Genomic DNA, 22235 nt, shown 5'->3' with positions numbered 1-22235 from the left:
CGGACGAGCCGAAGCGGATCCTGCGAGCCGGAGGTGGCGGCAGGCGGGGCCTACAGGTTGATCATGTGCCCCTTGAGGCCGTGGAAGCCCTCCTGGAGCGCCTCCGACAGCGTCGGGTGGGTGTGCACGTTGCGCGCCAGCTCGGTGGCCGTGAGGTCCCACTTCTGCGCGAGCGTGAGCTCGGGGAGCAGCTCGGAGACGTCCGGTCCGATCATGTGGCCGCCGAGGAGCTCGCCGTACTTCTTGCTCGCGATGAGCTTCACGAAGCCGGTGGGCTCGCCTAGGCCGTGCGCCTTGCCGTTCGCCATGAACGGGAAGGTCGTGACGGTGATCTCGTGGCCCTCGTCGGTCGCCTGCTTCTCGGTGAGGCCGAAGGAGGCGATCTGCGGCTGGCAGAAGGTCGCGCGCGGCATCATCCGGTAGTCGCCCAGCGTCTGGGTCTCGGCACCGGCGATGGTCTCGGCGGCGACGACGCCCTGCGCCTCCGCGACGTGCGCGAGCTGGAGCTTCGCGGTGACGTCGCCGATGGCGTAGATGCCGGGGACGTTGGTGCGCATGTGGTCGTCGATCGCGATCGCGCCGCGCTCGGTGAGCTCGACACCGGTCTTCTCGAGGCCGAAGCCCTCGACGCGCGGGACCCAGCCGATCGACATGAGGACCTTGTCGACCTCGAGGGTCGACTGCGTGCCGTCCTTGCCGGTGTAGGTGACGGTGACGTAGCCGTCCTTGTCGACGACCGACTCGACCTTGGTCGAGGTGAGGATCTCGACTCCGAGCTTCTTGTACTGCTTCTGGATCTCCTTGGAGACGTCCGGGTCCTCGTTGGGGAGGGCGCGGTCCATGAACTCGATGATCGTGACGTCGACGCCGTAGTTCTTCAGGACGTAGGCGAACTCCATGCCGATCGCACCCGCGCCCACGATGGCCATCGTGTCGGGCAGGTCGCGGGTCATGATCTGCGTCTCGTAGGTGACGACGTTCTCGCTCAGCTCGACGCCCGGCAGGAGGCGGACGCTCGCGCCGGTCGCGATGATCGCGTCGTCGAAGGTGATCGACTCCGTGCCGCCCTTGCTCAGCTCGACGTCGATGCCCTTCGGGCCGGTGAACGAGCCGGTGCCGTCGAACTCGGTGATCTTGTTCTTCTTCATCAGGAAGTGGACGCCCTTGACGCGGCCCTCGGCCACGCTGCGGCTGCGGTCGAACGCCGCGCCGAAGTCGAAGGAGACGTCACCCGAGATGCCGAACTGCTTGGCCTGCGAGTGGAAGATGTGGGCGAGCTCGGCGTTGCGCAGCAGCGCCTTCGACGGGATGCAGCCGACGTTGAGGCAGACACCGCCCCAGTACTGCTTCTCGACGACGGCGACGGACTTGCCGAGCTGCGCTGCGCGGATCGCGGCCACGTAGCCGCCGGGGCCCGCCCCCAGGACGACGACGTCGAAGTGCTGGGCCATGTGATGATCCTCCATCAGATTCGTGATCATGGGAGCGCGGGGAACCACGCCGTCCACCACCGTACCGTTTCGCACCGACAGGACTCCGTGCTCCTCCGTGGGCGAACGCGCGGCCCGGGAATGCAGGCGCCGACCCGCGGGTTGACCTCATCGGGCAACGGAGCCCGACCTTTCTCCGCACTCTCAGAAAGAAGCTCCTCATGACCCTGACGGCCCCCCGCACCGCCTCGACCAGCGCCCCGATCCTCGAGGTCCTCGCCGAGCGCTGGAGCCCGCGCTCGTACGACGCCTCCACCGAGATCTCGACCGAGACCCTCACCTCGCTGCTCGAGGCCGCGCGCTGGTCCCCCTCCGCCAGCAACACGCAGCCCTGGCGCTTCATCGTCGCGCGACGCGGCACGCCCGAGTTCGACCGCATCGTCGAGAACCTGATGGGCTTCAACGCCGTCTGGGCCGGCTCCGCGGCCGTGCTGATCGTCGCGCTCACCGAGACCGTCGACGCCGAGGGCGACGCGCGCCCGTGGGCCGTGTACGACCTCGGCCAGGCGGTCGCGCACCTCAGCATCCAGGCGCACCACGAGGGGCTGCACGTGCACCAGATGGCCGGCTTCGAGAAGGACGGCATCCGCGCGGCCTTCGACGTCGACGAGCGCTTCGAGCCCGTGACCGTCGCCGCCGTGGGCGTGCTCGCGGCGCCCGACGAGCTGCCGAACGACAAGCTGCGCGAGCGCGAGGTCGCACCGCGCACGCGTCTCGGTCTCGACGAGCTGGTGCTCGTCCGGGCGTAGTCCCGCGGGCCCTCTGTTACTCCGCGTGTCGTCGCGGAATCGGAGGAGGCGGGGCGGCTCCGTACGATCGTGACGGTCCGCCCGCCCGCCCCGCTGCCCCGGAGCCCCATGACCGACACGCCCTCCCGCACCAGCCTGGCCTTCGACGCCGAGCTCGGTCAGTCGGCGTTCCCGGTGCGCTTCGAGTCGGTCGCGCGCACCTTCGCGCCCGGCGCCCCCGTGCTGACCGACGTCACCCTCGACGTGGCCGCGGGCGAGGTCATCGCGATCCTCGGGCCGAGCGGATGCGGCAAGTCGACCCTGCTCCGGATCGCCGCGGGCCTGGACACCGCGACCGCCGGGTCGGTGCTGATCGACGGCCGGCCGGTGTCCGGGATCGATCCGCGCTGCGCGGTGGCGTTCCAGGAGCCGCGGCTGCTGCCCTGGCGCACGATCGCCGCGAACGTGGCGCTCGGGCTGCCCCGGGGCACCCCGCGCGAGGCCGCCCGCGCCGCCGTCGACGAGCTGCTCGTCCTGGTCGGGCTGACGGCGCACGCCCGCTCCCGGCCCCGCGAGGTCTCGGGGGGCATGGCCCAGCGCGCCTCGCTCGCCCGCGCGCTCGCCCGCAACCCGGGCGTCCTGCTGCTGGACGAGCCCTTCGGCGCACTCGACGCGCTGACGCGCCTGCGCATGCAGGACCTGCTGCTCGATGTCCACGCGGCCGCTCCGGCCACGATCCTGCTCGTGACGCACGACGTCGACGAGGCACTGCAGCTGGCCGACCGCATAGTGCTGCTCGGGCGCGACGAGCCCGGAGGCGTGTCCCGGATCCAGCGGATCATGACGGTCCCCGGCGCGCGGCCCCGCGATCGCGGGTCGGCAGAGCTCGCCGAGCGGCGCGCCGACCTGCTGGCCGGCCTCGGCATCGAACGGCACTGACTCCTCCCCAGGCGGCCTTCTCCGGAGTCGTCCACCGATCCGGCTCAGGGCCCGCCCACCCCCTCCCTCCGTCCCCCACACTCGTTCCCATCAGCACCTGTACCGAAGTCGAGGCACCCATGTCGTTCACCACGAATCCGCTCACGCGCCGCACCGCGCTCGCCGGCCTGCTCACCGCGGCGGCCGTCCCGCTCCTCGCCGGCTGCGTGCAGGGCGAGGGCTCGGGCGGCGCGGCAGCGGCACCCGCCGCCTCCGGTGCGCTCACCCAGGGCGGCACGCTGACGCTCGACTTCGCGACCTACAACCCGCTCAGCCTGGTCATCAAGGAGAAGGGCTGGCTCGAGGCGGCCCTGGCCGAGCAGGACGTCACCGTCACCTGGGTGCAGTCGGCCGGCTCGAACAAGGCCAACGAGGCGCTGCGCGCCGGAGCGATCGACGTCGGCTCGACCGCCGGCTCCGCCGCGCTCCTGGCCCGCTCCAACGGATCGCCGATCAAGACGATCGACATCTTCTCGCAGCCGGAGTGGGCGGCCCTCGTCGTCCCCGCAGGCTCGAGCATCACCAGCGTCGAGCAGCTCGCCGGCAAGCAGATCGCCGCGACCAAGGGCACCGACCCCTACTTCTTCCTCGTGCAGGCGCTCGAGGCCGCCGGGCTCGGGATCGGCGACGTCACCGTGCAGAACCTGCAGCACGCCGACGGCTGGGCCGCCCTGCAGAACGGGTCGGTCGACGCCTGGGCCGGGCTCGACCCGATCATGGCCGGCGCCGAGGCGGCCGGTGCGACGCTGCTCTACCGCAACGTCGACTTCAACTCGTACGGGCTGCTCAACGCCACCGAGAGCTTCCTCGCCGAGAAGCCCGACCTCGCGCAGACCGTCGTGAACGCCTACGAGCACGCCCGCGCCTGGGCGCTCGAGAACCAGGACGAGACCGCGTCGATCCTCGCGGCCGTCGCGGGCATCGACCCGGCCGTCGCCTCGACCGTCATCACCGAGCGCAGCAACCTCGACGTCGACAACGTCCCCGGATCCGCGCAGACCGACGTCCTCGCGGTGATCGGCCCGATCTTCGTCGAGAACGGCGACGTCGCCGCGCAGAGCCAGGTCGACGACGCGCTCGACTCGCTGCTCGACGACACCTACGCGAAGGCGGCCGACCCCGACGCCATCGGCGCCTGAGCCGTCCGGCCCCGACCCCGAGTTCGAGCACGAGGAGACGACGATGACGATCCGAGACGACGAGTCCGTGACCGACGCCGACCTCGTGCGCCGGGGCGGTGGGCTGGTGCAAGCGCCGGGAGCGGTCGGGGCAGCGGTCGTCGGTCCGAGCGTCGAGGCGTCGCGGAAGCGGCTCCGCGACGACGAGGCGAGCCGGTCGCGGCCGCTGTCCTCGCGGCGCTGGTTCGTGCTCATCGGCGGGGCGATCCTCCCGATCGCGCTGCTCGCGGCCTGGCAGATCGCGACCACCACGGGGCTGGTGTCGCTGTCGGTCTTCCCCTCCCCCGCGATGGTGTGGGCGGCGGGGATCGACCTCGCGCAGCGCGGCGACCTCTGGCAGGACGTCGCGATCTCGACCCAGCGCGTGCTGATCGGCTTCGGGATCGGCTCCGCGCTCGGCCTGGTGGTCGGCGCCCTGTTCGGCCTGTCGCGGCTGTGGGAGGTCGTCCTGGGCCCGACCCTCGGCGCGATCCGCGCGGTGCCGTCGCTGGCCTGGGTGCCGCTCCTGCTGCTCTGGCTGGGCATCGGGGAGGAGTCGAAGATCACGCTGATCACGATCGGCGCCTTCTTCCCGGTCTTCACGACCGTCGCCACGGCGCTCGGCCACGTCGACCGGCACCTCGTCGAGGCGGGGCGCGCCTTCGGCCTCTCGGGCGTGCGGCTGTTCACCACGGTGCAGCTCCCGGCCGTCGTGCCCTCGGTGATCGCCGGGCTGCGACTGGCACTCGCGCAGTCGTGGCTGTTCCTCGTCGCCTCCGAGCTCATCGCCTCGTCGATGGGGCTCGGCTTCCGGCTCATCGACAGCCAGAACAACGGGCGGATCGACCGCGTGTTCCTCGCGATCATCCTGCTCGCCGTGCTCGGCAAGCTCACCGACGCCGTGGTCGGCGTGTTCCAGCGCTACGCCGTGAAGAAGTGGGCATGACCTCGCTCCGACCCCTCGAAGGACCCGCCCGATGACCGAGACGATCGCGAACCTGCTCGACGAGACCCGCCGGTTCCCCGCACCCCCGGCCTTCGCCGCGGAGGCGAACGTCGGCGCGGAGGCCTACGCCCGCGCGGCCGCCGACCCGGTCGCGTTCTGGGAGGAGGCGGCCCGCCGACTCGACTGGGCGGAGCCCTGGCAGACGGCGCACCGCTGGGAGCCCGCGCTGCCGCAGGAGGACGGCACACTCTCCGTCCCGCGGGCGACCTGGTTCGAGGGCGGCCGGCTGAACGTCGCCGTCAACTGCGTCGACCGGCACGTCGACGCCGGCCGCGGAGACAAGGTCGCCCTGCACTTCGAGGGCGAGCGCGGCGACCGCCGCTCGATCTCGTACGCCCAGCTGCAGCGCGACGTCGCCCGGGCGGCGCACGCGCTCACGGCGCTCGGCATCGGGAAGGGCGACCGCGTCGTCGTCTACCTGCCGGTGATCCCCGAGACGGTCGTCATCACGCTGGCGATCGCGCGCATCGGAGCGATCCACTCGCTGGTCTTCGGCGGGTTCTCGGCCGAGGCGGTCCGGTTCCGCGTCGAGGACACGGGGGCGAAGCTCCTGGTCACCACCGACGGGCAGTTCCGCCGCGGGAAGGCCGTCCCGGTCAAGGAGAACGCCGACCACGCGGTCTCGGGCGAGAACGCGATCGAGCACGTGCTGGTCGTCCGCCGCACCGGCGACGAGACCCCCGACATCCCCTGGACCCCGGGCCGCGACGTCTGGTGGCACGACGTCGTCGACGCGCAGAGCGATGTGCACGAGGCCGAGGCCTTCGACGCCGAGACGCCGCTATTCATCATCTACACCTCGGGCACGACCGGGAAGCCGAAGGGCCTCGTCCACACCAGCGGCGGCTACCTGACGCAGGCCTCATGGACGCACTGGGCCGTCTTCGACGCGAAGCCCGACGACGTGCACTGGTGCACCGCGGATCTCGCCTGGGTGACCGCGCACACCTACGAGATCTACGGGCCGCTCTCGAACGGGCTCACCCAGGTGATCTACGAGGGCACCCCGAGCACCCCGCACACCGCCCGGCACTTCGAGATCATCGAGCGCTACGGAGTGACGGTCTACTACACGGCGCCGACCCTGATCCGCACGCTGATGACCTGGTTCCCCGACGGGGTCCCGGCCGAGTACGACCTCTCGAGCCTGCGCCTGCTCGGCACGGTCGGCGAGTCGATCAACCCCGAGGCGTGGGTGTGGTTCCACGAGAACATCGGCGCCGGGCGCTGCCCGATCGTCGACACCTGGTGGCAGTCCGAGACGGGCGCGGCGGTGATGTGCCCCCTGCCGGGCGTCTCGACTCTCAAGCCGGGCTCGTCGCTCGGAGCCCTTCCCGGGCTCAGCACGCTCGTGGTCGACGACGAGGGCCGCCGCGTGCCGAACGGCTCCGGAGGCTACCTGGTCGTCGACGGCACGGGCCCGGCTCTCGCCCGCACCGTCTGGGGCGACGCCGAGCGGTACCGCGACTCCTACTGGGCCCGCTTCGCCGAGCAGGGCTACTTCTTCTCGGGCGACGGCGCCAAGTACGACAGCGACGGCGACATCTGGGTGCTCGGGCGCGTGGACGACGTGATCAACGTCTCCGGACACCGCCTGTCGACGATCGAGATCGAGTCGGCGCTCGTCGCGCACCCCGCGGTCGGCGAGGCCGGAGTGGTCGGCGTCGCCGACGCGGTCACCGGCCAGGCGATCGCGGCCTTCGTGATCCCCTCCGACGAGGCGATCGATCGCGGCCGCGAGGACCCCGCCTACTGGAACGCCCTCGCGGCCTCGCTGTCGGCCGGCCTCCGCGACCACGTGGCGACCGCGATCGGGCCGATCGCGAAGCCCCGCGACGTCGTGCTCGTGCCCGACCTGCCCAAGACCCGCTCGGGCAAGATCATGCGGCGCCTGCTCGGCGACATCCGCGACGGCCGACCCCTGGGCGATGTGACGAGCCTCCAGGACGACACCGTCCCCGAGCGCATCGCCCGCATCGTCGCGGAGCGCGACTGACGGCCGAGCCTTCCACGAGAGTCGAGGAGGAGCACCGACGTCAGCCCCGACCGGACGGTCCCTCAGCGGAGCGAGGACGCTGCGCCCGCGACGCGTTCTTGCAGCGCCGCGCGAAGCGTCTCGACGAAGTCCGGGTCGATGGACAGAAGATCCTGATCGGCGCAGATCTCCTCGATGTGCGGCGGCGCCTTTGCGACGAGCTCCTCGACCCGGGTCGCGAACTCGTCCGGATCGAGCCCACGATCTCGAGCTTCTCGACGCCAGTGGACGGCGCCGATCTCGGCGATTCTGTACTCCCCAGCCACCTTCTGCGCGAGACGCATCGTCGACGCGCGGTAGTCCGGGTAGGGCGTGAGGCTGGCGATGTCGTACAGAGGGGCGAGAGCCACCTGTCCACCGGCGAGGAGGACGGAGTAGTTCTTCGCGTGAGCGTCCGGCGCGGCGACGAGCCAGTTGAACGCGACAGCGAGAAGCAGCCTCTCGATGCTGTCCCGTGCCGGTCCCGAGCGAAGGTGTCGTCGAAGGAGTGCGGCCATGCTCGGCAGGCCGGGCCCTCCATCGTCCTCGTACTTCTGAGACGGCATGACCGAGAGCGCCTGACAGAAGTCCTCTTGATGGATCCGGACGACTCGTCCCTCGGATCCTCCCGCTGTCGACGCATCCTCACCGAGCCGATAACGGTCGTACCGCTCGACGATGACGGCGGTCTCGCCGTCGAATCGCCCGATCCGAGAACGCGCAGCAATGAGCCCCAGCCGACGTGCGAGCTCCAGGCACACGTGCTCGTTCAGAGCGCTCGCCCGGTACGAAGGGATCCCCGGCTTGAGGATGTGCGTGGACGGCACGGAACCGGTCGGGAGCATCCACTCGCCTCTCTGCCGGAGCAGCCCGAACTTGGCCTGCGCGCCTGCCAGGCTGAACCGTCCGTTGTGCTCGTCGAACGTCCACGTGCTCGGATCGGTGTTCATCGCCCGGATCTGGCGCCCTATCTCCTCATCACTGACGGCGGAGAGATCGCCCGGGCGATCGAGAATCGATTACGCCTCGTCGTAGGTGAAGCGAGACGAGCGCACCTCGCACTCCAGGACTCCTGCCCGGACACCGCCGATGAAGACGATCAGCTGACGGGTCATGGCGTCTCCATCTCGATGAAGCCGGAGAGGTATCGCGACAGGTCGATCGCCGGCTCCCGCTCCGAGTCCGTCGCTCCCGCACCGCTCGGCGAGAGGTCGACGTCCAAGTCGAGCTCCAGCAGGACTCGGAGCAGCGAGCTCAGAGCCGCCCGCTCTTTGCCGTGCTCGAGCGCGACGATCAGTTGCCGGGAGACGCCGGCCCTCTGAGCCAGTTCCTGTTGCGTGAGTTCCAGCCGTCTTCTCCGTGCACGGATGATCGCGCCCACGTCCTCGGCCGTGCGGATCCGTGTCATGAGCAGACATCCCTTCCATCGGATCGCCTCGCAGCGACCGTCGCGTCCAGCGCTCCGCCCGCGCAGATGTCCATCTTCGCTGACATCTCCGGGCCTGTCCACGATCGGTGACAAACGTGAAGGTGTCTGCGATCGGCGACATCTCCCGGCATATCCACGATCGGCGACAGCTGGAGCGGATCGGCGTGCCGCGGGCATCCGGGGTGTGGATCTCGGCAATGCGTGGCGGTGTTCTAGCGCCGCTTCGTTTCGCACCTGGATGGAGGGCTGGGCTGGCCGAGGATCGGGATCTCAGGCGGGTCGACGTCGATGAGAGAGGCGGCTGCTAGGTGCGACTGCGGACCACTTGAACGAAGAGTCTTGTGAGCTCGTCGCAGTCGGGGTTGCTGCGCGTCCACACCTGCGCGTCTTCGTACGTCTGGAGGATCACGTCGGAGCTGGCCTCCGTCCACCAGGCGGGGTTCAGAGCGGCATTCAAACGCGCTCGGACGTCAGCTAGCTCGGTGGCGAGTTCCCTTAAGAGGGAGCGGGTCGCGTCGGGGTCGGGTTTCGAGTCCCAGAGCGTGGTGATGTGGGCGTCGAGCCTGGCTGCCGCCGAGACGTCGGCGGCAGCCAGTGCGGCGGCGAGGTCGATCCTGCTCGGCGTCACGTCAGAGGTCGGTCGGGTCAGCGTCGGCGCGCGGCAGGGGTCAGCTCGGTGGCGCCGTAGCTGTTGTCGTCGGGGTTGAGGGTGACGCCGGGGGCGACGAGCTCGTCGATGCGGTCGAGGACCTCGGGGGCGAGGGTCAGATCGGCGGCGGGCAGCTGGGACTCGAGCTGCTCCATGGTGTGAGGGCCGATGATCGCGGAGGTGACGCCGGGGTGGCGGATCACGAACGCGATCGCGAGCTGGATCAGCGTCATGTCAGCGCTCTCGGCAAGGACAGCGAGCTCCTCGACGATGTCGAGCTTGCGCTGGTTGGCGGGGGTGCTCATGTCGAAGCGGGCGCTCGGGCGGGCGGAGGAGGTCGGCGTGCCGGCGGCGTCCTTGCGCCAGCGGCCGGAGAGCCAGCCGCCGGCGAGGGGGCTGTAGGTGAGGGTGCCCATGCCGTGGCGCTGCACGGTCGGCAGCACGTCCTCCTCGATGCCGCGGACGAGGATCGAGTAGGGCGGCTGCTCCGTCACGAAGCGCTCGAGGCCGCGCTCGCGGGCGGCCCACTGCGCTTCGACGATCTGGCTGCCGGAGTAGGACGAGGAGCCGATCGAGCGGACCTTGCCCTGCCGGACGAGGTCGGTCAGGGCGCCGAGCGTCTCCTCGACGTCGGTCGTCGGGCTCGGGCGGTGCACCTGGTACAGGTCGATGTAGTCGGTGCCGAGGCGGCGGAGCGAGTCCTCGACGGCGCGCATGATGTACTTTCGCGAGCCGCCGGAGCGGTTGGGTCCTTCGCCCATGGGCATGAAGAACTTGGTGGCGAGGACGACGTCGTCGCGGCGGCCCTGGAGGGCTTCGCCGACGATCTCCTCGGAGATGCCGCCGGAGTAGACGTCGGCGGTGTCGACGAAGTTGATTCCGGCGTCGAGCGCCGCGTGGATGACGCGGATCGAGTCGGCGCGGTCGTCGTTGCCCCAGGGGCCGAACATCATCGTGCCGAGGGCGAGGGGGCTGACGGACACTCCGGTGCGTCCGAGGGGGCGGTACTCCATGGGGTTCTCCTTGCGTCGAGGGGGCGTGCGGGCTCAGCGTGCGCGGGGGTCAGGCGTCGGCGGTGTCGCCGAGGACCTTCTTGGCGACGGTGACGGCGGAGAGGGCCTTGGGCCAGCCGGCGTAGAAGGCGAGGTGGGTGATCGTCTCGATCAGCTCGTTGCGGGTGACGCCGTTCTCGAGGGCGCGGCTGAGGTGGCCGGGCAGTTGCTCGGCGTTGCCGCCCATGATCAGGGCGGACACGGTGATGAGGCTGCGGTCGCGGGGGGAGAGCTCGGGGCGCTCCCAGACGTCGCCGAAGAGGACGTCGTCGGTGAGCTGGACGATCTTCGGCGCGAAGCCGCCGACGAGCTGCTGGATGGGGGTGGGTTCGGTCATGGCTGCTGCTCCTGTCGAGAGTGGGAAGGAGGTCACGGGGCAGTACCTCCTAGAGGGATCAGGCGGTGGCCTGGTCTCGGATCTGCGCGAGGGCGTTCATGAACCCTTCCGAGCAGCCGCTGGAGCCGGCGAGCCGGTCGACCTCGAGCTCACCGACGGGGCGGCCGACAATCGCCTGGGGGAGAGCCTCGGCGAAGCGCTGCTGGTAGCCGAGCGACGTCTCGTCCTCGGCCGGGGTAGTGATGGCGACCGCTGTGACGGCGTCGTCCTGGATAGTGAGGGTGACGTCGTGGTGCGACGGCAGTCCTCCGTACCAGCCGCGGGCGGTGTACTCCCCGTCGCGGTACTGCCCCTCCAGCTCCGGTGCCGAGGTGGAGGGTTCGGGCTGCTGCGGGGTTGGTGCCGCACTGGAGGCCGAGGTCAGCGTCGTCGCAGGATCTTCCGCTGCACGGTCCCCGGCAGTGCAACCGGTGAGGGTCGCGGCGACCGACAGCGTCCCCGCGGCTGCGGCGAGGCGACCCCTCACGAAGTGGCTCCGAGGCGCTGGAGATCCGCCGTCACCTCAGCCGGTTCCGCGGAGGCGGGCAGGTTCGTCTGGTCGCGAACTCCGTCGAACTGGCCTGCCGGATCGGGGTCGGCCGCCGCGAACAGCGGGGCGAGGTCCTCGGGTGCAGGGCCGTTTTCGGCGACGAGTTCGACGGTGCGTCGATCGGCGTCGTGGGAGGTGAGGCACTCGACGAGGACGCGGGCGATCTGGTCGCGGGCGATGACGCCGTCTGCGGGGCTGCCGGCATGGCGGGTGTCGCCCTGCAGGAAGGTGATCGCGAGCTGGTCGGGCTCGTTCGCGTCGAACCAGCCGGGCCGCACGATGGTGTACCGGTTGCCGCTGGCGCGGACGAGGCGTTCGCTGCGACGCTTCCAGTCGTGCGTGACGCTGCGCCCGGTCACGCCGATCGCGGTCATCAGCGCGATGCGGACGGGCCGGCCGCCGAGGGCGGTGAGGACGTTGCGCACGGCACCGTAGTCGACGTCGCGGGCGTCGTCGCTGCCGTAGGCGGCGCCGTGGGTGAACACGACCGCATCGATCCCCTCGACGGCCTCGGTCAGTGTCTCTGCGGCAGTGAGCCGGCCGACGACCACCTCGGCGCGCGGGTCGAGGCGGCCGGCGCGTCGCTCCTCTCTGACGAGGGCGCGCACGGCGTGGCCGGCGTCGAGGGCGTGGGCGACGACTCGGCGGCCGATGCTGCCGGTCGCGCCGACGACGAGGACGGTGAGGGTCTCGGGTGCGGTCATGTTGTCCTCCTCGGTCAGTTCTGCTCGGTGGTGGGGCGGACGAGGACCTTGAGGGCCTCGCGGTCGGCCATCGCCTGGTAGCCGGCGGGCACGCCGTCGAGGTCGACGGTGCGGTCGAAGACGCGGCCCGGCTCGATGGTCCCGTCCAGGACGAGGGGGAGCAGGGTCGGGATGTAGTGGCGGGCGGGGGCGACGCCTCCGGTGAGGGTGATGTTGCGCATGAAGTCGCCGAACCCGAAGGGCACCTCCGCGAACTGCGGGGCGCCGACGCGGCTGACGACGCCGCCGTCGCGGACGACCGCGAACGCGGTCTCGAGCGCGGCCTTCAGCCCGACGGCCTCGAGGACGACGTGGGTGCCGTCGCCACCGGTGAGCTCCTTGACGCGGGCGATGCCCTCGTCGCCGCGCTCGGCGACGACGTCGGAGGCGCCGAAGTCGCGGCCGAGGTCGGTGCGGGCGGTGTGGCGGCCCATCAGGATGATGCGCTCGGCGCCGAGGATCTTCGCGGAGAGGACGGCGGAGAGGCCGACGGCGCCGTCGCCGATGACGGTGACGGTCTTCCCGGGGCCGACGCCGCCGGTGACCGCAGCGTGGTAGCCGGTGGACATGACGTCCGAGAGGGCGAGGAGGGAGGGGATGAGCTTCTCGTCGAACCCGGCCGGGACGACGACGAGGGTGCCGTCGGCCTGGGGGACGCGGACCTTCTCGCCCTGTCCGCCGTCGCCGGGGGTGCCCCAGTGGGCGCCGTGGCGGCAGGAGGTCTGCAGACCCTCGCGGCAGAAGTCGCAGGTGCCGTCGGAGGCGACGAACGGGGCGATCACGAAGTCGCCGACGGCGACGTCGGAGACGTCGTCGCCGATCTGCTCGACGATGCCGACGAACTCGTGTCCCATCCGGTCGCCGTGCTCGGAGTGCTCCATGGAGGCGTAGGGCCAAAGGTCGGAGCCGCAGATGCAGCCCGCGACGATGCGGAGGACCGCGTCGGTCGGCTCCTGGATCTTGGGGTCGGGGACGGTCTCGATCCGGACGTCGCCGGCGGCGTACATGACGGTTGCGCGCATGAGGTCTCGCTTCTCTCGTGAGGGAGTGGTGCCGCACGGGCTGCGGCGGATACTCTCGGCAACCGGACGTCGTCTCGGTGGCCTGCAACCATGCAACCGCGCTGCTCGCGGGCGCGGGAGGCTCTGCTGTTCCATGTAATGCCAGCACCTCCCTCCCTCCTCCGGGCAGTCGTAGCGTGGCTCGCATGACGATCCAGCTCACCCTCAACAACGGCGTCACCCTCCCCGCTCTCGGCCTGGGCGTCTTCCAGAGCGCGCCCGAGGAGACGACCGCCGCCGTGCAGTCCGCCCTCGAGGCCGGCTACCGGCACATCGACACCGCCGCCGCGTACGGCAACGAGCGCGAGGTCGGCGAGGGCCTCCGCCGCTCGGGCCTGGACCGCTCGGAGGTGTTCGTCGAGACGAAGGTCTGGGTGACCGACTACGGCTACGAGCAGACGCTGCACGCGTTCGAAAAGGCGACCGGCAAGCTCGGCGTCGAGCAGCTCGACCTGCTGATCCTGCACCAGCCCGTCCCCTCCCGCTTCGACACCACGATCGCGGCCTACAAGGCGCTGGAGAAGCTCCTCGCCGACGGCGGTGTCCGTGCGATCGGCGTCAGCAACTTCACTCCGGCGCACCTCGAGCGCCTCCTGGCCGAGGTGGACGTGATCCCCGCGGTGAACCAGGTCGAGCTGCACCCCTACTTCACCCAGCCCGACGTGCGCCGCGAGCACGCGGAGCGCGGGATCCTGACTCAGGCGTGGTCGCCGATCGGCGGCATCACCTTCTACCCCGGCTGGGGCGACGAGCGCCGCAGCGTCATGGACGACACGACGATTGCGGCGATCGCGGCCGAGCACGGCAAGAGCCCGGCGCAGGTGATGCTCCGCTGGCACTTGCAGCAGGGCCGCTCCGCGATCCCCAAGTCGACGAACCCCGAGCGGATCGCCGCGAACCTCGACGTCTTCGACTTCGAGCTCTCCGACGACGAGCTGACCCGCATCGACGCCCTCGACGCCGGGGTCCGCAGCGGCCCCGACCCCGATGAGGAGCGCCCCGCGATGTTCGAGCGCTCCATCCCCGAAGCCTGAAAGCCGACGCCATGACCATGCAGAGCGAAGTCCGCGAGTTCCTCACCACCCGCCGCGCCCGTATCACTCCTGAGAAGGCGGGCCTGCCCATGTACGGCGGCAACCGTCGCGTCGAGGGTCTTCGCCGCGAGGAGGTCGCGATGCTCGCCGGCGTCAGCGTCGACTACTACAACCGCCTCGAGCGCGGGAACCTCAGCGGCGTCTCCGAGAGCGTCCTCGACGCTCTCGCCCGCGCCCTGCAGCTCGACGACGCGGAGCGGGCCCACCTGTTCGACCTGGCCCGTGCGGCGAACCTCGCTCCGGCGAAGCGCCGCGCGGCTGTGACCACGCAGGTGACCGCGAGCGTGCAGCGTCTGCTCGACGCGATCACGGACGCGCCCGCGTGGGTGCGCAACAATCGCCACGACCTCCTCGCGACCAACGCGCTCGGTCGCGCGCTGTACGCGGATATGATCGCCAGCCCCTACGGGCCGCCGAACACGGCGCGGTTCGTGTTCCTGGACGTGCGCTCGCGCGACTTCTTCCCGCAGTGGGAGAAGTCCGCGGACGACATCGTCGCGATCCTGCGCTCCGCTGCCGGCCGGAACCCCTACGACCGGGAGCTGTCCAACCTGGTGGGTGAGCTCTCGACTCGCAGCGAGCATTTCCGCACCGGCTGGGCGAAGCACGACGTGCGCTTCCACCGCACCGGCACGAAGAAGATCCACCACGCGCTCGTCGGCGACCTCGACCTCGACTACGAGGCGATGACCCTCGACTCCGACACCGACCTCACCCTCCTCGCCTACACCGCCCGCCCCGGCACCCCCTCCGCGGACGGCCTGCGCATGCTCGCGAGCCTCGCCGCGACCCGCGAAAGCGAGCAGGCGGCCGCGGCAGAGGTCGCCTCCGATCCCTCGAACTAGGAGAAGCACCATGACCGCCTGGAGTGCAGACGAGCTGCGCCGCGTCGGCGACGCCGGAGAGCTGCGCATCGCCGGCCGCCGCACCGACGGCACCCTGCGCCGCCTCGTCATCATCTGGCAGGTCCGCGTCGACGACGCGCTCTACGTCCGCTCCGTCAACGGACCCGACGCGAGCTGGTTCCGCGGCACTCAGGCCCTCGGCGAGGGCCGCATCGAGGCCGGCGGGGTCGCGAAGGACGTCGTCTTCGCCCGCGACGGCACCGTCGATGACCGTATCGACGAGGCCTACCGCCGCAACTACGGGAGCGGCTCCGCTGTGCGCGCGATCACCAGCGACCTCGCCACCAGCACGACCCTGCGCGTCGACCCCGCCTGACACGTTCCGCGGCGGAAGGGGTGCCCTGGCAGTACCTGGGACACCCGTCACTGCCGCCGATGCAGCCGCAGCGCTTGCATGGATGCGGGAAGGACAACCACCAATGACATCGACACCCGCGACCACCGAGCCCGGGACCACGCCCCACAAGGGCGCGATCCTGACGATCATCCTCGTCAGCTACTTCATGATCCTGCTCGACAACTCGGTGATCTTCACCGCGCTGCCCAGCCTCGAGGCCGACCTGGGCCTCGCCCCCGCGGACCTCGCCTGGGTGCAGGACGCCTACACCCTCGTCTTCGGCGGGCTGCTGCTGCTCGGCGCCCGCGCGGGCGATCTCCTCGGCCGCAAGCGCGTGTTCATCTTCGGACTCGTCGTCTTCTCGATCGCCTCGCTTCTCATCGCCTTCGCCCCCGCCGGGTGGTGGCTGATCGGCTCCCGTGCGATTCAGGGCATCGGCGCCGCGATCGTCGCCCCGTCCGCGCTGTCGCTGCTCACCACGAGCTTCGCGGGCCGCGAGCGCGCCCGCGCCGTCGCGGCCTACGCCGCAACCGCCGGCATCGGCGCGAGCCTGGGCATGGTCATCGGCGGCGCCCTCGCCTCCTGGATCTCCTGGCGCGCCGGCTTCTTCGTCAACGTCCCCATCGGCATCGCCATGATCGCCCTCGCCCCCAAGTTCCTCCCCGAGACGGCCACCCGGCCCGGACGCTTCGACCTCCCCGGCGCCATCACCGCCACCTTCGGCGTCGGCGGACTCGTCTTCGCGATCCTGTACGGCTCCGAGAACGGCTGGACCGACCCTGCCACGCTCGCTTCCTTCGCTCTCGCCGTCGTGCTGCTCGTCACGTTCGTGGTCGCAGAGTCGCGGGCGGCGCAGCCGATCATGCCGCTGCACCTGTTCGCGAGCCGTCAGCGCACCGGCGCCTACCTCACCCGGTTCCTCTACCTCGGCGCGATGATCGGGTTCTTCTACTTCACCACCCAGTACCTCCAGGGCGCCCTCGGCTTTAGCCCGCTGCAGGCGGGCGCCGCGTTCCTACCGATGACGCTCGTCAACTTCGCCGTCGCCCTGCTCATCCCGCGCCTGTCCGACCGGATCGGGAACACGATCCTGCTCGTCGCCGGCATCGTCCTCACCCTCGCCGGAATGCTCTGGCTCACCCACATCACCCCCGACAGCGGCTACCTGACCGCCGTCGCCGCGCCCATGCTCTTCATCGGCGCCGGCCAGGGTCTCGCGTTCGCGCCGATGACCACCTTCGGCATCGCCGGCACCACCTCCGACGACGCAGGAGCCGCGTCCGGAGTCGTGAACACCTTCCACCAGCTCGGCACGTCCGTGGGCCTGGGCATCCTCGTCGCCGTCGCCACCCTCGCCGCCCCCGACGCCGGGGTTGAGACCGCCGTGAGCGTCACCGCCGAGACGTCACTCGCGCTGACCGCCGGCACCGGACTGCTGCTGCTCTCTCTCGTCACGACCCTCGCCCTCATCGTCCCGAGCACCCTCGCCGCCCGACGCGCAGCCGCAACGCCTCTCGCGGTCCAGCCGGTGAGCGCCCGATGAGCCGGTCGGATCTGCCCGCCGCACTCACCAGCGCGCTCCTCGCGCTGCAGAGGGAGGAGTTCGACGCGATGGTCCTCGTCGACGTGAGCGCGCTCGATGCGCTCCTCGCGCCGCAGTTCACCCTCACCCACATGACGGGGTTCGTGCAGCCCAAGGCCGACTGGCTCTCCAACGTCGACACCGACCGGATGAGCTACCACGCCGTCGACCTGGTCGACTCGGTCCTCACCGGCAGCGAGACCGACCCGGTCCTGACCGTGCGGACCTTGACCGAGGCGACGATCTGGGGCGCGCACAGCACCTGGCGTCTCCAGCTGCGCAGCACCTTCGTTCCGGACGGTGACGGGTGGGTCATCGCCCGCACCGTCGCCTCCACCATCGACGAGTCCGAGCGACTCACTCCGAACGCGATCGAGTTCCTGCGCGACCACCACGACCGCACACGGACCTCGATCATCCTCATCGGCATGCCCGGCATCGACCAGCAGTTCCGCCACTACCCCCAGCTCTACAGCCGTCTGGGCTTCGCCCACCAATACCACCCACTCACCCGCGACGAACTCCTCTTCGTCCTCGACCGGCAGTGGAAGAGGCTCGGCCGAGCGCTGAACCCTGACGATTTCACCGACTCGCAAGCCGTCGCCGCCGTCGAGCGCATCACGCGCGGCAACTTCCGACTCCTCGAACGACTCATGCCTCAGATCGCCCGCGTCCTCAAGATCAACGAGCTCGAGACCATCACCGACGACGTCGTCGAATCAGCAGCGAGCGTCCTCGTCATCGGCACCTAAGAGCGACACGAAGCGCCGTGAGAAAGCAGCCACGCAGCGCTGCGATCCACACATCCGGGGTACCGTGGAGGGATGCGCGACGTCCAGCAGCAGATCATCTCCGAGCTCCACGTCTCCCCCACCGTCGATCCGGCCGCCGAGGTCGAACGACGCAGCGGCTTCCTCGCCGACTACCTCCGTCACACCGGGGCCGAGGGCCTCGTCCTCGGCATCAGCGGCGGCCAGGACTCGAGCCTGGCCGGCCGGCTGTGCCAGCTCGCGGTCGAGCAGGTGCGTGCGAGCGGAGGCGACGCCTCCTTCATCGCGGTGCGCCTGCCCTACCGCGTCCAGGCCGACGAGGCCGACGCGCAACTCGCGCTGACCTTCATCCGCCCCGACCGACAGATCGCGTTCGACATCCAGCGGGGCGTCGACGGGATCGCGGCGGCGTTCGAGGACGCGGTCGGCGAGCCGATCACGGACTTCGTCAAGGGCAACACCAAGGCCCGCGCCCGCATGATCGCGCAGTACGCGATCGCCGGGCAGGAGGGCATGCTCGTCGTGGGCACCGACCACGCGGCCGAGGCGGTGACCGGCTTCTTCACCAAGTTCGGCGACGGCGGAGCCGACGTGCTCCCGCTGACCGGGCTCACCAAGCGCCAGGGCCGCTCGCTGCTCCAGCACCTCGACGCACCGGCCCGCCTCTACGAGAAGGCGCCGACCGCCGACCTGCTCGACGACAACCCCGGCCAGACCGACGAGTCGAACCTCGGACTCGTCTACGCCGACCTCGACACCTACCTCGAGGGCGGCGACGTCGCGCCCGAGGTCGCCGAGGCGATCGAGGCGCGCTACGCCGCGACCGAGCACAAGCGCCAGGTCCCGCTGTCGATGTTCGACGGCTGGTGGCGCTGAGCGGTCGCGCCGGGCCGCCGGACACGTCGGCGGCCTCCGACACGCTGGTCGAGTAGCCCCGCAGGGGCGTATCGAGACCCACCGGCTTCAGCGGATCGGGCTCGGGGCCCATCGTTCTGACGCTGGTGGATCTCGATACGCCCGCTGCGCGGGCCACTCGATCAGCGGGGGGGGCGGATCCGCCCACCCGCGGCGCGCGCAGGCGCCTCGCGCGCGTCAGGCCGTCGCGACCCGGTCGAGCCAGGCTCCGCTGACGCGGGCGCTGTCGGCGGGGGGCATGCTGGCGCGATCGACCTCGACGATGATCCAGCCGCCGAAGTCGGCCGGCAGGGCGGCGAGGACGCCGTCGAGGTCGATGCCGCCGAGGCCCGGCTCGAGGAAGAGCCCGCTGTCCGTCGCCCGGTCGTACGGCGTCGGGATCGCGCGGCTCGCCTCCGCGATGCCCAGGTGCAGATCCTTCACGTGCAGGTCGATCAGGCGGTCGGAGTGCCGCTGGACCATCGCGACCGGGTCCATGCCGGCCCAGACCAGGTGGCCGATGTCGAAGGAGGCGCCCAGCAGGGCCGGGTCGATCGCGGCGAGCACGCGGTCGATCTCGTGCTCGGTCTCGACCCAGGTGCCGACGTGGTTGTGCAGGCCGGCCTGGACCCCCTCCGCGCGCAGGACCTCCGCCGCCTCGGCGAGGATCTCGATCACGCGGTCGAGCCGACCCTCGTCGAATCCTGCTCCGACGGCGACCGCCTCGCGGGTGCGGACGACGCCCGGCTCGAAGCTGACCTCGGGCGCGAGGAACACCGTGTCGAGGCCGACGTAGTTGGTCTCCTCCGCCTTGCGCCGGACGCCGTCGAACCAGTGCACCCACTCGGCGCTGCCGCGCTCGAGGGTGCGACCCGAGTCCTCGGGCAGGGCGACGGAGGCGTAGCCCGGCGCGAGCTCGAGGCCCGACTCCTCGATCATGTGCGCGTAGTCCTGGAGGGTCTGCGTCGCGAGCACCTCGAGCATCGTGGCGCCGAATCCGGCATCGCGGATCTCGCGCAGCACCTGCGGGTACTCGTCGCGGAAGGCGGGGTCGGCGAAGCGCCACAGCGACTCGCTCGCGGGGTCGTCGGGATCGGCCTTCACGTTGATCCACTGGATGGCGTTGAGGGCGAACTGCGAACGGCGGAGCATGCGGGGACTGCTTTCTCGAGAGGAGTGGTGACGGTCGGACGCGCGGCGGGTCAGTCGGTGGCGGCGCGGGCGTTGTAGACGAGGGCGGAGCCGGCGTCGACGTGGGCGCGGTAGGCGTGGAACACGGCGAGCGCCTCGTCGCGGAGGACCCCGTCGACGACCTCGATGCCGCGCGCCTCGAAGGCGGCGGCCCAGTCCTCGCGCATGGGTCCCTCGTCGAAGGTCGAGATCTCCTCGAGCTCGGGGCCGGAGCCTGCCACGACGAGGCGGCGGACGCCCGACCAGAGCGTCGCGCCGTAGCACTGCACGCAGGGACGCCAGTTGACGACGAGGTCGTGGGCGGGCAGGCCCTCCCCGCCCAGGTCCCAGGTGCCGAGCGCGGTCTGCGCGAGACCGAGCGCGGTGACCTCGGCGTGACCCGATGAGACTCCGCTGCCGAGGACGACGTTGACGCCGACCGACACCACGCGGCCGGAGTCGCGCTCGACGACGATCGCGGCGAACGGGCCGCCGTTGCCCTCGCGGAAGTTGCGGTCGGCGAGGGCGTGGACGAGTGCCATCCGATCCTCGAGGCCGGGCAGGAACTCGGGGACGTCGCGCACGGCGTCCTCGATCCAGGCGGGCAGGGCGATCTCGTAGCGGGTGGCGAGCTGGTCGATGTTCACGGGTGGCCTCCTGGGCGGGGTGGGAGTGGGGTGAGAGGGGTGCGGCCTGCAGACCGCACGGGGGCGCTCACACGCGCGCGCCCTCCAGCGCGGCCAGCACCGCGCGGGTCGCCCGCACGGCGGTGATCGTCCCGGTCAGCGTCGCGTTGCAGACGACGGGGGTCGGGATCACGCCCGTCCCGGCGAGGTAGAGCCCCTCGACGCCCCACACCCGGCCCGACGGGTCGCAGACGCTGGTGCCGTCGTCCACCGCGCCCGAGCGGACCGTGCCGGTGAGGTGGAGCGAGGACCCGGGCGCGAGCACGACGCACTCCGTCTCGGGGTCGAACGAGCCGAAGCGCTCGGCGACGGTGCGGATCCGCTCGCGGGCGTCCTCGATCAGCGCGAGGTCGCGGTCGGTGTAGTCGAAGTCCACGCGGAGGCGCGGCATCCCCGTCACGTCGGTCTCGTGCTCCGAGAACACCAGCCGGTTCTCGGGTCGCGACTCCACCGGCGTGTAGAAGGAGAGGCCGACCGAGTAGGCGAACGGGGTGCGGTCCTCGTCGAGGAACACCGTGTTCATGATCTGCCCGTGGAAGGGCTGTGCGTCGCCGTTCTGCGGCAGCCAGAGCGAGTCGGTGGCGAACTCGCCCTCGCGCAGCATCGGCAGCCCCGCGGCGTCGAGGCCGAAGCGCTCGAGGTCCATCACCACTCGCGCGGTCACGAACGCGTGCTCGTTGAGGAAGCGCCCGAGCGCCTCCGGACGGATACCCGACGCGAAGAGCAGCTGCGGGGTGCGGACGACGTCGGCGCAGACGATCGTCACTCGCGTGTCGATGTCGTACTCGCGGCCGGTCGCGATCTCGCGCACCCGGGCACCGACCGCACGTCCGTCCTCGTGGCGCACCGCCACCGCGAGCGTGCCGGCGCGCAGCTCGAAGGCGTCGTCGCCTCCGCTCGCGATCGGCGGGAAGACGCGGTTGGGGCCGGTGCGGGCCAGCGGGCCGGTCGGATTCCCGGCGACGGCCATCGGCATCGGCTGCGGGTGACGACCGGGGGCGCTCACCGACCCGAAGACGTCCTCGAGCACGTCGAGCACCACCCGCCCCGGGCCGGTCGGTCCGAGCGGGGAGTCGTGCACGTCGAGCAGCTGCTCGGCGCGCGCGAGGTCGGCGGCCCACTGCGCGGGGTCGCCGTCGTCGAACACCTCGCCGCCCGCGGGCCGCGGAGTGGCGGCCGTCCAGTGCACGCCCATCCCGCCGACGTTCCACGCGACCGCGCTCGCGGGCATGGCGCCGGCGTCGCCTCCCATCGCCGACAGGTTGTACATGCCGGGCTCGACGGAGCGGAGCTCGTCGGTGATGTCCGGAGTCACGTCGGCCCCGGTGTACAGACCCTGCACCCCGGTCGCGATCTGCCGGTTGTAGCGGCTCCAGATCTCGGGCTCCTCGCTGTCGTGCAGATGGAGGCCGGGAACCGAGCCCGCGGCGGGCCCGCCGTCGACCATGAGGATCGAGACGGCGGGATCGGCGTCGCGCAGGCCCCGGGCGACGGCGGCGCCCATGAGGCCGCTGCCGATGATGAGGACGTCGAGGGAGTCGGACACGGTTCTCCTAGCGGGCCG

The 22235-nt window shown here is 71.1% G+C and carries 23 protein-coding genes; 11 read left to right on the top strand and 12 right to left on the bottom strand.

Annotated features, from left to right (window positions below):
* Nucleotides 1-50: 50 nt before the first annotated feature.
* A complete protein-coding gene (lpdA, locus tag GRS96_RS03535; protein ID WP_159855806.1) occupies nucleotides 51-1451 on the bottom strand; it encodes a dihydrolipoyl dehydrogenase in 1401 nt (466 codons plus the stop codon).
* Between the two features lie 200 nt (nucleotides 1452-1651).
* On the opposite strand from lpdA, the gene GRS96_RS03530 reads away from it, so the two are divergent.
* From GRS96_RS03530 to acs, 5 genes are all read left to right on the top strand, one after another.
* Nucleotides 1652-2239: a nitroreductase family protein gene (locus GRS96_RS03530; protein WP_159855808.1), complete on the top strand. Its 588-nt coding sequence runs from the start codon at nucleotides 1652-1654 to the stop codon at nucleotides 2237-2239.
* 108 nt (nucleotides 2240-2347) lie between these two features.
* Nucleotides 2348-3157, top strand: a complete 810-nt coding sequence (locus tag GRS96_RS03525) for an ABC transporter ATP-binding protein (protein ID WP_159987736.1) — start codon at nucleotides 2348-2350, stop codon at nucleotides 3155-3157.
* Nucleotides 3158-3276: 119 nt separating this feature from the next.
* On the top strand, nucleotides 3277-4335 hold the full coding sequence (locus tag GRS96_RS03520) for an aliphatic sulfonate ABC transporter substrate-binding protein (RefSeq protein ID WP_159987735.1): 1059 nt from the start codon (nucleotides 3277-3279) through the stop codon (nucleotides 4333-4335).
* Nucleotides 4336-4378: 43 nt separating this feature from the next.
* Entirely contained in the window at nucleotides 4379-5299 is a 921-nt protein-coding gene (locus GRS96_RS03515; protein WP_159987734.1) for an ABC transporter permease, read from the top strand.
* Between the two features lie 31 nt (nucleotides 5300-5330).
* Nucleotides 5331-7355, top strand: a complete 2025-nt coding sequence (gene acs, locus GRS96_RS03510) for an acetate--CoA ligase (protein WP_159987733.1) — start codon at nucleotides 5331-5333, stop codon at nucleotides 7353-7355.
* Nucleotides 7356-7417: 62 nt separating this feature from the next.
* Here the strand turns inward: acs and GRS96_RS03505 are convergent, their stop codons facing one another.
* From GRS96_RS03505 to GRS96_RS03470, 8 genes are all read right to left on the bottom strand, one after another.
* Nucleotides 7418-8323 carry a HipA domain-containing protein gene (locus GRS96_RS03505; protein WP_159987732.1) on the bottom strand — a complete coding sequence of 302 codons (906 nt, stop codon included), beginning with the start codon at nucleotides 8321-8323 and terminating at the stop codon, nucleotides 7418-7420.
* Nucleotides 8324-8484: 161 nt separating this feature from the next.
* Nucleotides 8485-8781: a helix-turn-helix domain-containing protein gene (locus GRS96_RS03500; protein WP_159855820.1), complete on the bottom strand. Its 297-nt coding sequence runs from the start codon at nucleotides 8779-8781 to the stop codon at nucleotides 8485-8487.
* A gap of 325 nt (nucleotides 8782-9106) precedes the next feature.
* Nucleotides 9107-9430 (bottom strand): hypothetical protein, encoded by a 324-nt coding sequence (locus tag GRS96_RS03495; protein ID WP_159855822.1) that lies wholly within the window; start codon nucleotides 9428-9430, stop codon nucleotides 9107-9109.
* A 17-nt stretch (nucleotides 9431-9447) separates the two neighbouring features.
* Entirely contained in the window at nucleotides 9448-10464 is a 1017-nt protein-coding gene (locus GRS96_RS03490; protein WP_159987731.1) for an aldo/keto reductase, read from the bottom strand.
* Between the two features lie 49 nt (nucleotides 10465-10513).
* On the bottom strand, nucleotides 10514-10840 hold the full coding sequence (locus GRS96_RS03485) for a carboxymuconolactone decarboxylase family protein (protein WP_159855826.1): 327 nt from the start codon (nucleotides 10838-10840) through the stop codon (nucleotides 10514-10516).
* Nucleotides 10841-10898: 58 nt separating this feature from the next.
* Nucleotides 10899-11366: a hypothetical protein gene (locus GRS96_RS03480; protein WP_159855828.1), complete on the bottom strand. Its 468-nt coding sequence runs from the start codon at nucleotides 11364-11366 to the stop codon at nucleotides 10899-10901.
* Nucleotides 11363-12133: an SDR family oxidoreductase gene (locus GRS96_RS03475; protein ID WP_159987730.1), complete on the bottom strand. Its 771-nt coding sequence runs from the start codon at nucleotides 12131-12133 to the stop codon at nucleotides 11363-11365. Before GRS96_RS03475 ends, GRS96_RS03480 begins: the two co-directional genes overlap by 4 nt.
* Nucleotides 12134-12147: 14 nt before the next feature.
* Nucleotides 12148-13194: a zinc-dependent alcohol dehydrogenase family protein gene (locus GRS96_RS03470; protein WP_159987729.1), complete on the bottom strand. Its 1047-nt coding sequence runs from the start codon at nucleotides 13192-13194 to the stop codon at nucleotides 12148-12150.
* A 185-nt stretch (nucleotides 13195-13379) separates the two neighbouring features.
* Here GRS96_RS03470 and GRS96_RS03465 point away from each other — a divergent pair, with 185 nt between their 5' ends.
* The 6 genes from GRS96_RS03465 (at nucleotide 13380) to nadE (ending at nucleotide 18797) form a co-directional block, all read left to right on the top strand.
* Complete coding sequence (locus tag GRS96_RS03465) at nucleotides 13380-14267, top strand: aldo/keto reductase (protein WP_204162026.1); 888 nt, start codon at nucleotides 13380-13382, stop codon at nucleotides 14265-14267.
* A gap of 11 nt (nucleotides 14268-14278) precedes the next feature.
* Nucleotides 14279-15172: a helix-turn-helix transcriptional regulator gene (locus GRS96_RS03460; protein ID WP_159987727.1), complete on the top strand. Its 894-nt coding sequence runs from the start codon at nucleotides 14279-14281 to the stop codon at nucleotides 15170-15172.
* A gap of 10 nt (nucleotides 15173-15182) precedes the next feature.
* Nucleotides 15183-15548: a DUF2255 family protein gene (locus GRS96_RS03455; RefSeq protein WP_159987726.1), complete on the top strand. Its 366-nt coding sequence runs from the start codon at nucleotides 15183-15185 to the stop codon at nucleotides 15546-15548.
* Between the two features lie 103 nt (nucleotides 15549-15651).
* A complete protein-coding gene (locus GRS96_RS03450; protein WP_159987725.1) occupies nucleotides 15652-17112 on the top strand; it encodes an MFS transporter in 1461 nt (486 codons plus the stop codon).
* Nucleotides 17109-17903: a DUF4440 domain-containing protein gene (locus GRS96_RS03445; RefSeq protein ID WP_236553551.1), complete on the top strand. Its 795-nt coding sequence runs from the start codon at nucleotides 17109-17111 to the stop codon at nucleotides 17901-17903. The genes GRS96_RS03450 and GRS96_RS03445 overlap by 4 nt, the downstream gene beginning before the upstream one ends.
* A 72-nt stretch (nucleotides 17904-17975) precedes the next feature.
* A complete protein-coding gene (nadE, locus tag GRS96_RS03440) occupies nucleotides 17976-18797 on the top strand; it encodes an ammonia-dependent NAD(+) synthetase (RefSeq protein WP_159855852.1) in 822 nt (273 codons plus the stop codon).
* A 216-nt stretch (nucleotides 18798-19013) separates the two neighbouring features.
* Here the strand turns inward: nadE and GRS96_RS03435 are convergent, their stop codons facing one another.
* The 3 genes from GRS96_RS03435 to GRS96_RS03425 all read right to left on the bottom strand — a co-directional run bounded on the left by GRS96_RS03435 (nucleotide 19014) and on the right by GRS96_RS03425 (nucleotide 22217).
* The gene (locus GRS96_RS03435) at nucleotides 19014-19967 is read right to left on the bottom strand and encodes a sugar phosphate isomerase/epimerase family protein (protein ID WP_159987724.1); all 954 of its coding nucleotides are present in this window, start codon (nucleotides 19965-19967) and stop codon (nucleotides 19014-19016) included.
* 50 nt (nucleotides 19968-20017) lie between these two features.
* The gene (locus GRS96_RS03430) at nucleotides 20018-20632 is read right to left on the bottom strand and encodes a hypothetical protein (RefSeq protein WP_204162025.1); all 615 of its coding nucleotides are present in this window, start codon (nucleotides 20630-20632) and stop codon (nucleotides 20018-20020) included.
* 67 nt (nucleotides 20633-20699) lie between these two features.
* Entirely contained in the window at nucleotides 20700-22217 is a 1518-nt protein-coding gene (locus GRS96_RS03425) for a GMC oxidoreductase (protein ID WP_204162024.1), read from the bottom strand.
* Between the last annotated feature and the right edge of the window lie 18 nt (nucleotides 22218-22235).

Source organism: Rathayibacter sp. VKM Ac-2803 (assembly GCF_009807175.1).
Lineage (GTDB): Bacteria > Actinomycetota > Actinomycetes > Actinomycetales > Microbacteriaceae > Rathayibacter.
Note: the sequence above shows the minus strand (reverse complement) of the source record. Positions and strands in the feature narration are given on the sequence as shown.

Bases quoted from the DNA above. Each gene is read 5' to 3' on its own strand.
- lpdA (WP_159855806.1), bottom strand. From the start codon at position 1,451: ATGGCCCAGCACTTCGACGTCGTCGTCCTGGGGGCGGGCCCCGGCGGC.
- GRS96_RS03525 (WP_159987736.1), top strand. From the start codon at position 2,348: ATGACCGACACGCCCTCCCGCACCAGCCTGGCCTTCGACGCCGAGCTC.
- GRS96_RS03435 (WP_159987724.1), bottom strand. From the start codon at position 19,967: ATGCTCCGCCGTTCGCAGTTCGCCCTCAACGCCATCCAGTGGATCAAC.
- GRS96_RS03455 (WP_159987726.1), top strand. From the start codon at position 15,183: ATGACCGCCTGGAGTGCAGACGAGCTGCGCCGCGTCGGCGACGCCGGA.
- GRS96_RS03475 (WP_159987730.1), bottom strand. From the start codon at position 12,133: ATGACCGCACCCGAGACCCTCACCGTCCTCGTCGTCGGCGCGACCGGC.
- GRS96_RS03500 (WP_159855820.1), bottom strand. From the start codon at position 8,781: ATGACACGGATCCGCACGGCCGAGGACGTGGGCGCGATCATCCGTGCA.
- GRS96_RS03460 (WP_159987727.1), top strand. From the start codon at position 14,279: ATGACCATGCAGAGCGAAGTCCGCGAGTTCCTCACCACCCGCCGCGCC.
- GRS96_RS03520 (WP_159987735.1), top strand. From the start codon at position 3,277: ATGTCGTTCACCACGAATCCGCTCACGCGCCGCACCGCGCTCGCCGGC.
- GRS96_RS03515 (WP_159987734.1), top strand. From the start codon at position 4,379: ATGACGATCCGAGACGACGAGTCCGTGACCGACGCCGACCTCGTGCGC.
- GRS96_RS03485 (WP_159855826.1), bottom strand. From the start codon at position 10,840: ATGACCGAACCCACCCCCATCCAGCAGCTCGTCGGCGGCTTCGCGCCG.
- GRS96_RS03465 (WP_204162026.1), top strand. From the start codon at position 13,380: ATGACGATCCAGCTCACCCTCAACAACGGCGTCACCCTCCCCGCTCTC.
- GRS96_RS03470 (WP_159987729.1), bottom strand. From the start codon at position 13,194: ATGCGCGCAACCGTCATGTACGCCGCCGGCGACGTCCGGATCGAGACC.
- GRS96_RS03445 (WP_236553551.1), top strand. From the start codon at position 17,109: ATGAGCCGGTCGGATCTGCCCGCCGCACTCACCAGCGCGCTCCTCGCG.
- GRS96_RS03450 (WP_159987725.1), top strand. From the start codon at position 15,652: ATGACATCGACACCCGCGACCACCGAGCCCGGGACCACGCCCCACAAG.
- acs (WP_159987733.1), top strand. From the start codon at position 5,331: ATGACCGAGACGATCGCGAACCTGCTCGACGAGACCCGCCGGTTCCCC.
- GRS96_RS03490 (WP_159987731.1), bottom strand. From the start codon at position 10,464: ATGGAGTACCGCCCCCTCGGACGCACCGGAGTGTCCGTCAGCCCCCTC.
- GRS96_RS03505 (WP_159987732.1), bottom strand. From the start codon at position 8,323: ATGAACACCGATCCGAGCACGTGGACGTTCGACGAGCACAACGGACGG.
- GRS96_RS03530 (WP_159855808.1), top strand. From the start codon at position 1,652: ATGACCCTGACGGCCCCCCGCACCGCCTCGACCAGCGCCCCGATCCTC.
- nadE (WP_159855852.1), top strand. From the start codon at position 17,976: ATGCGCGACGTCCAGCAGCAGATCATCTCCGAGCTCCACGTCTCCCCC.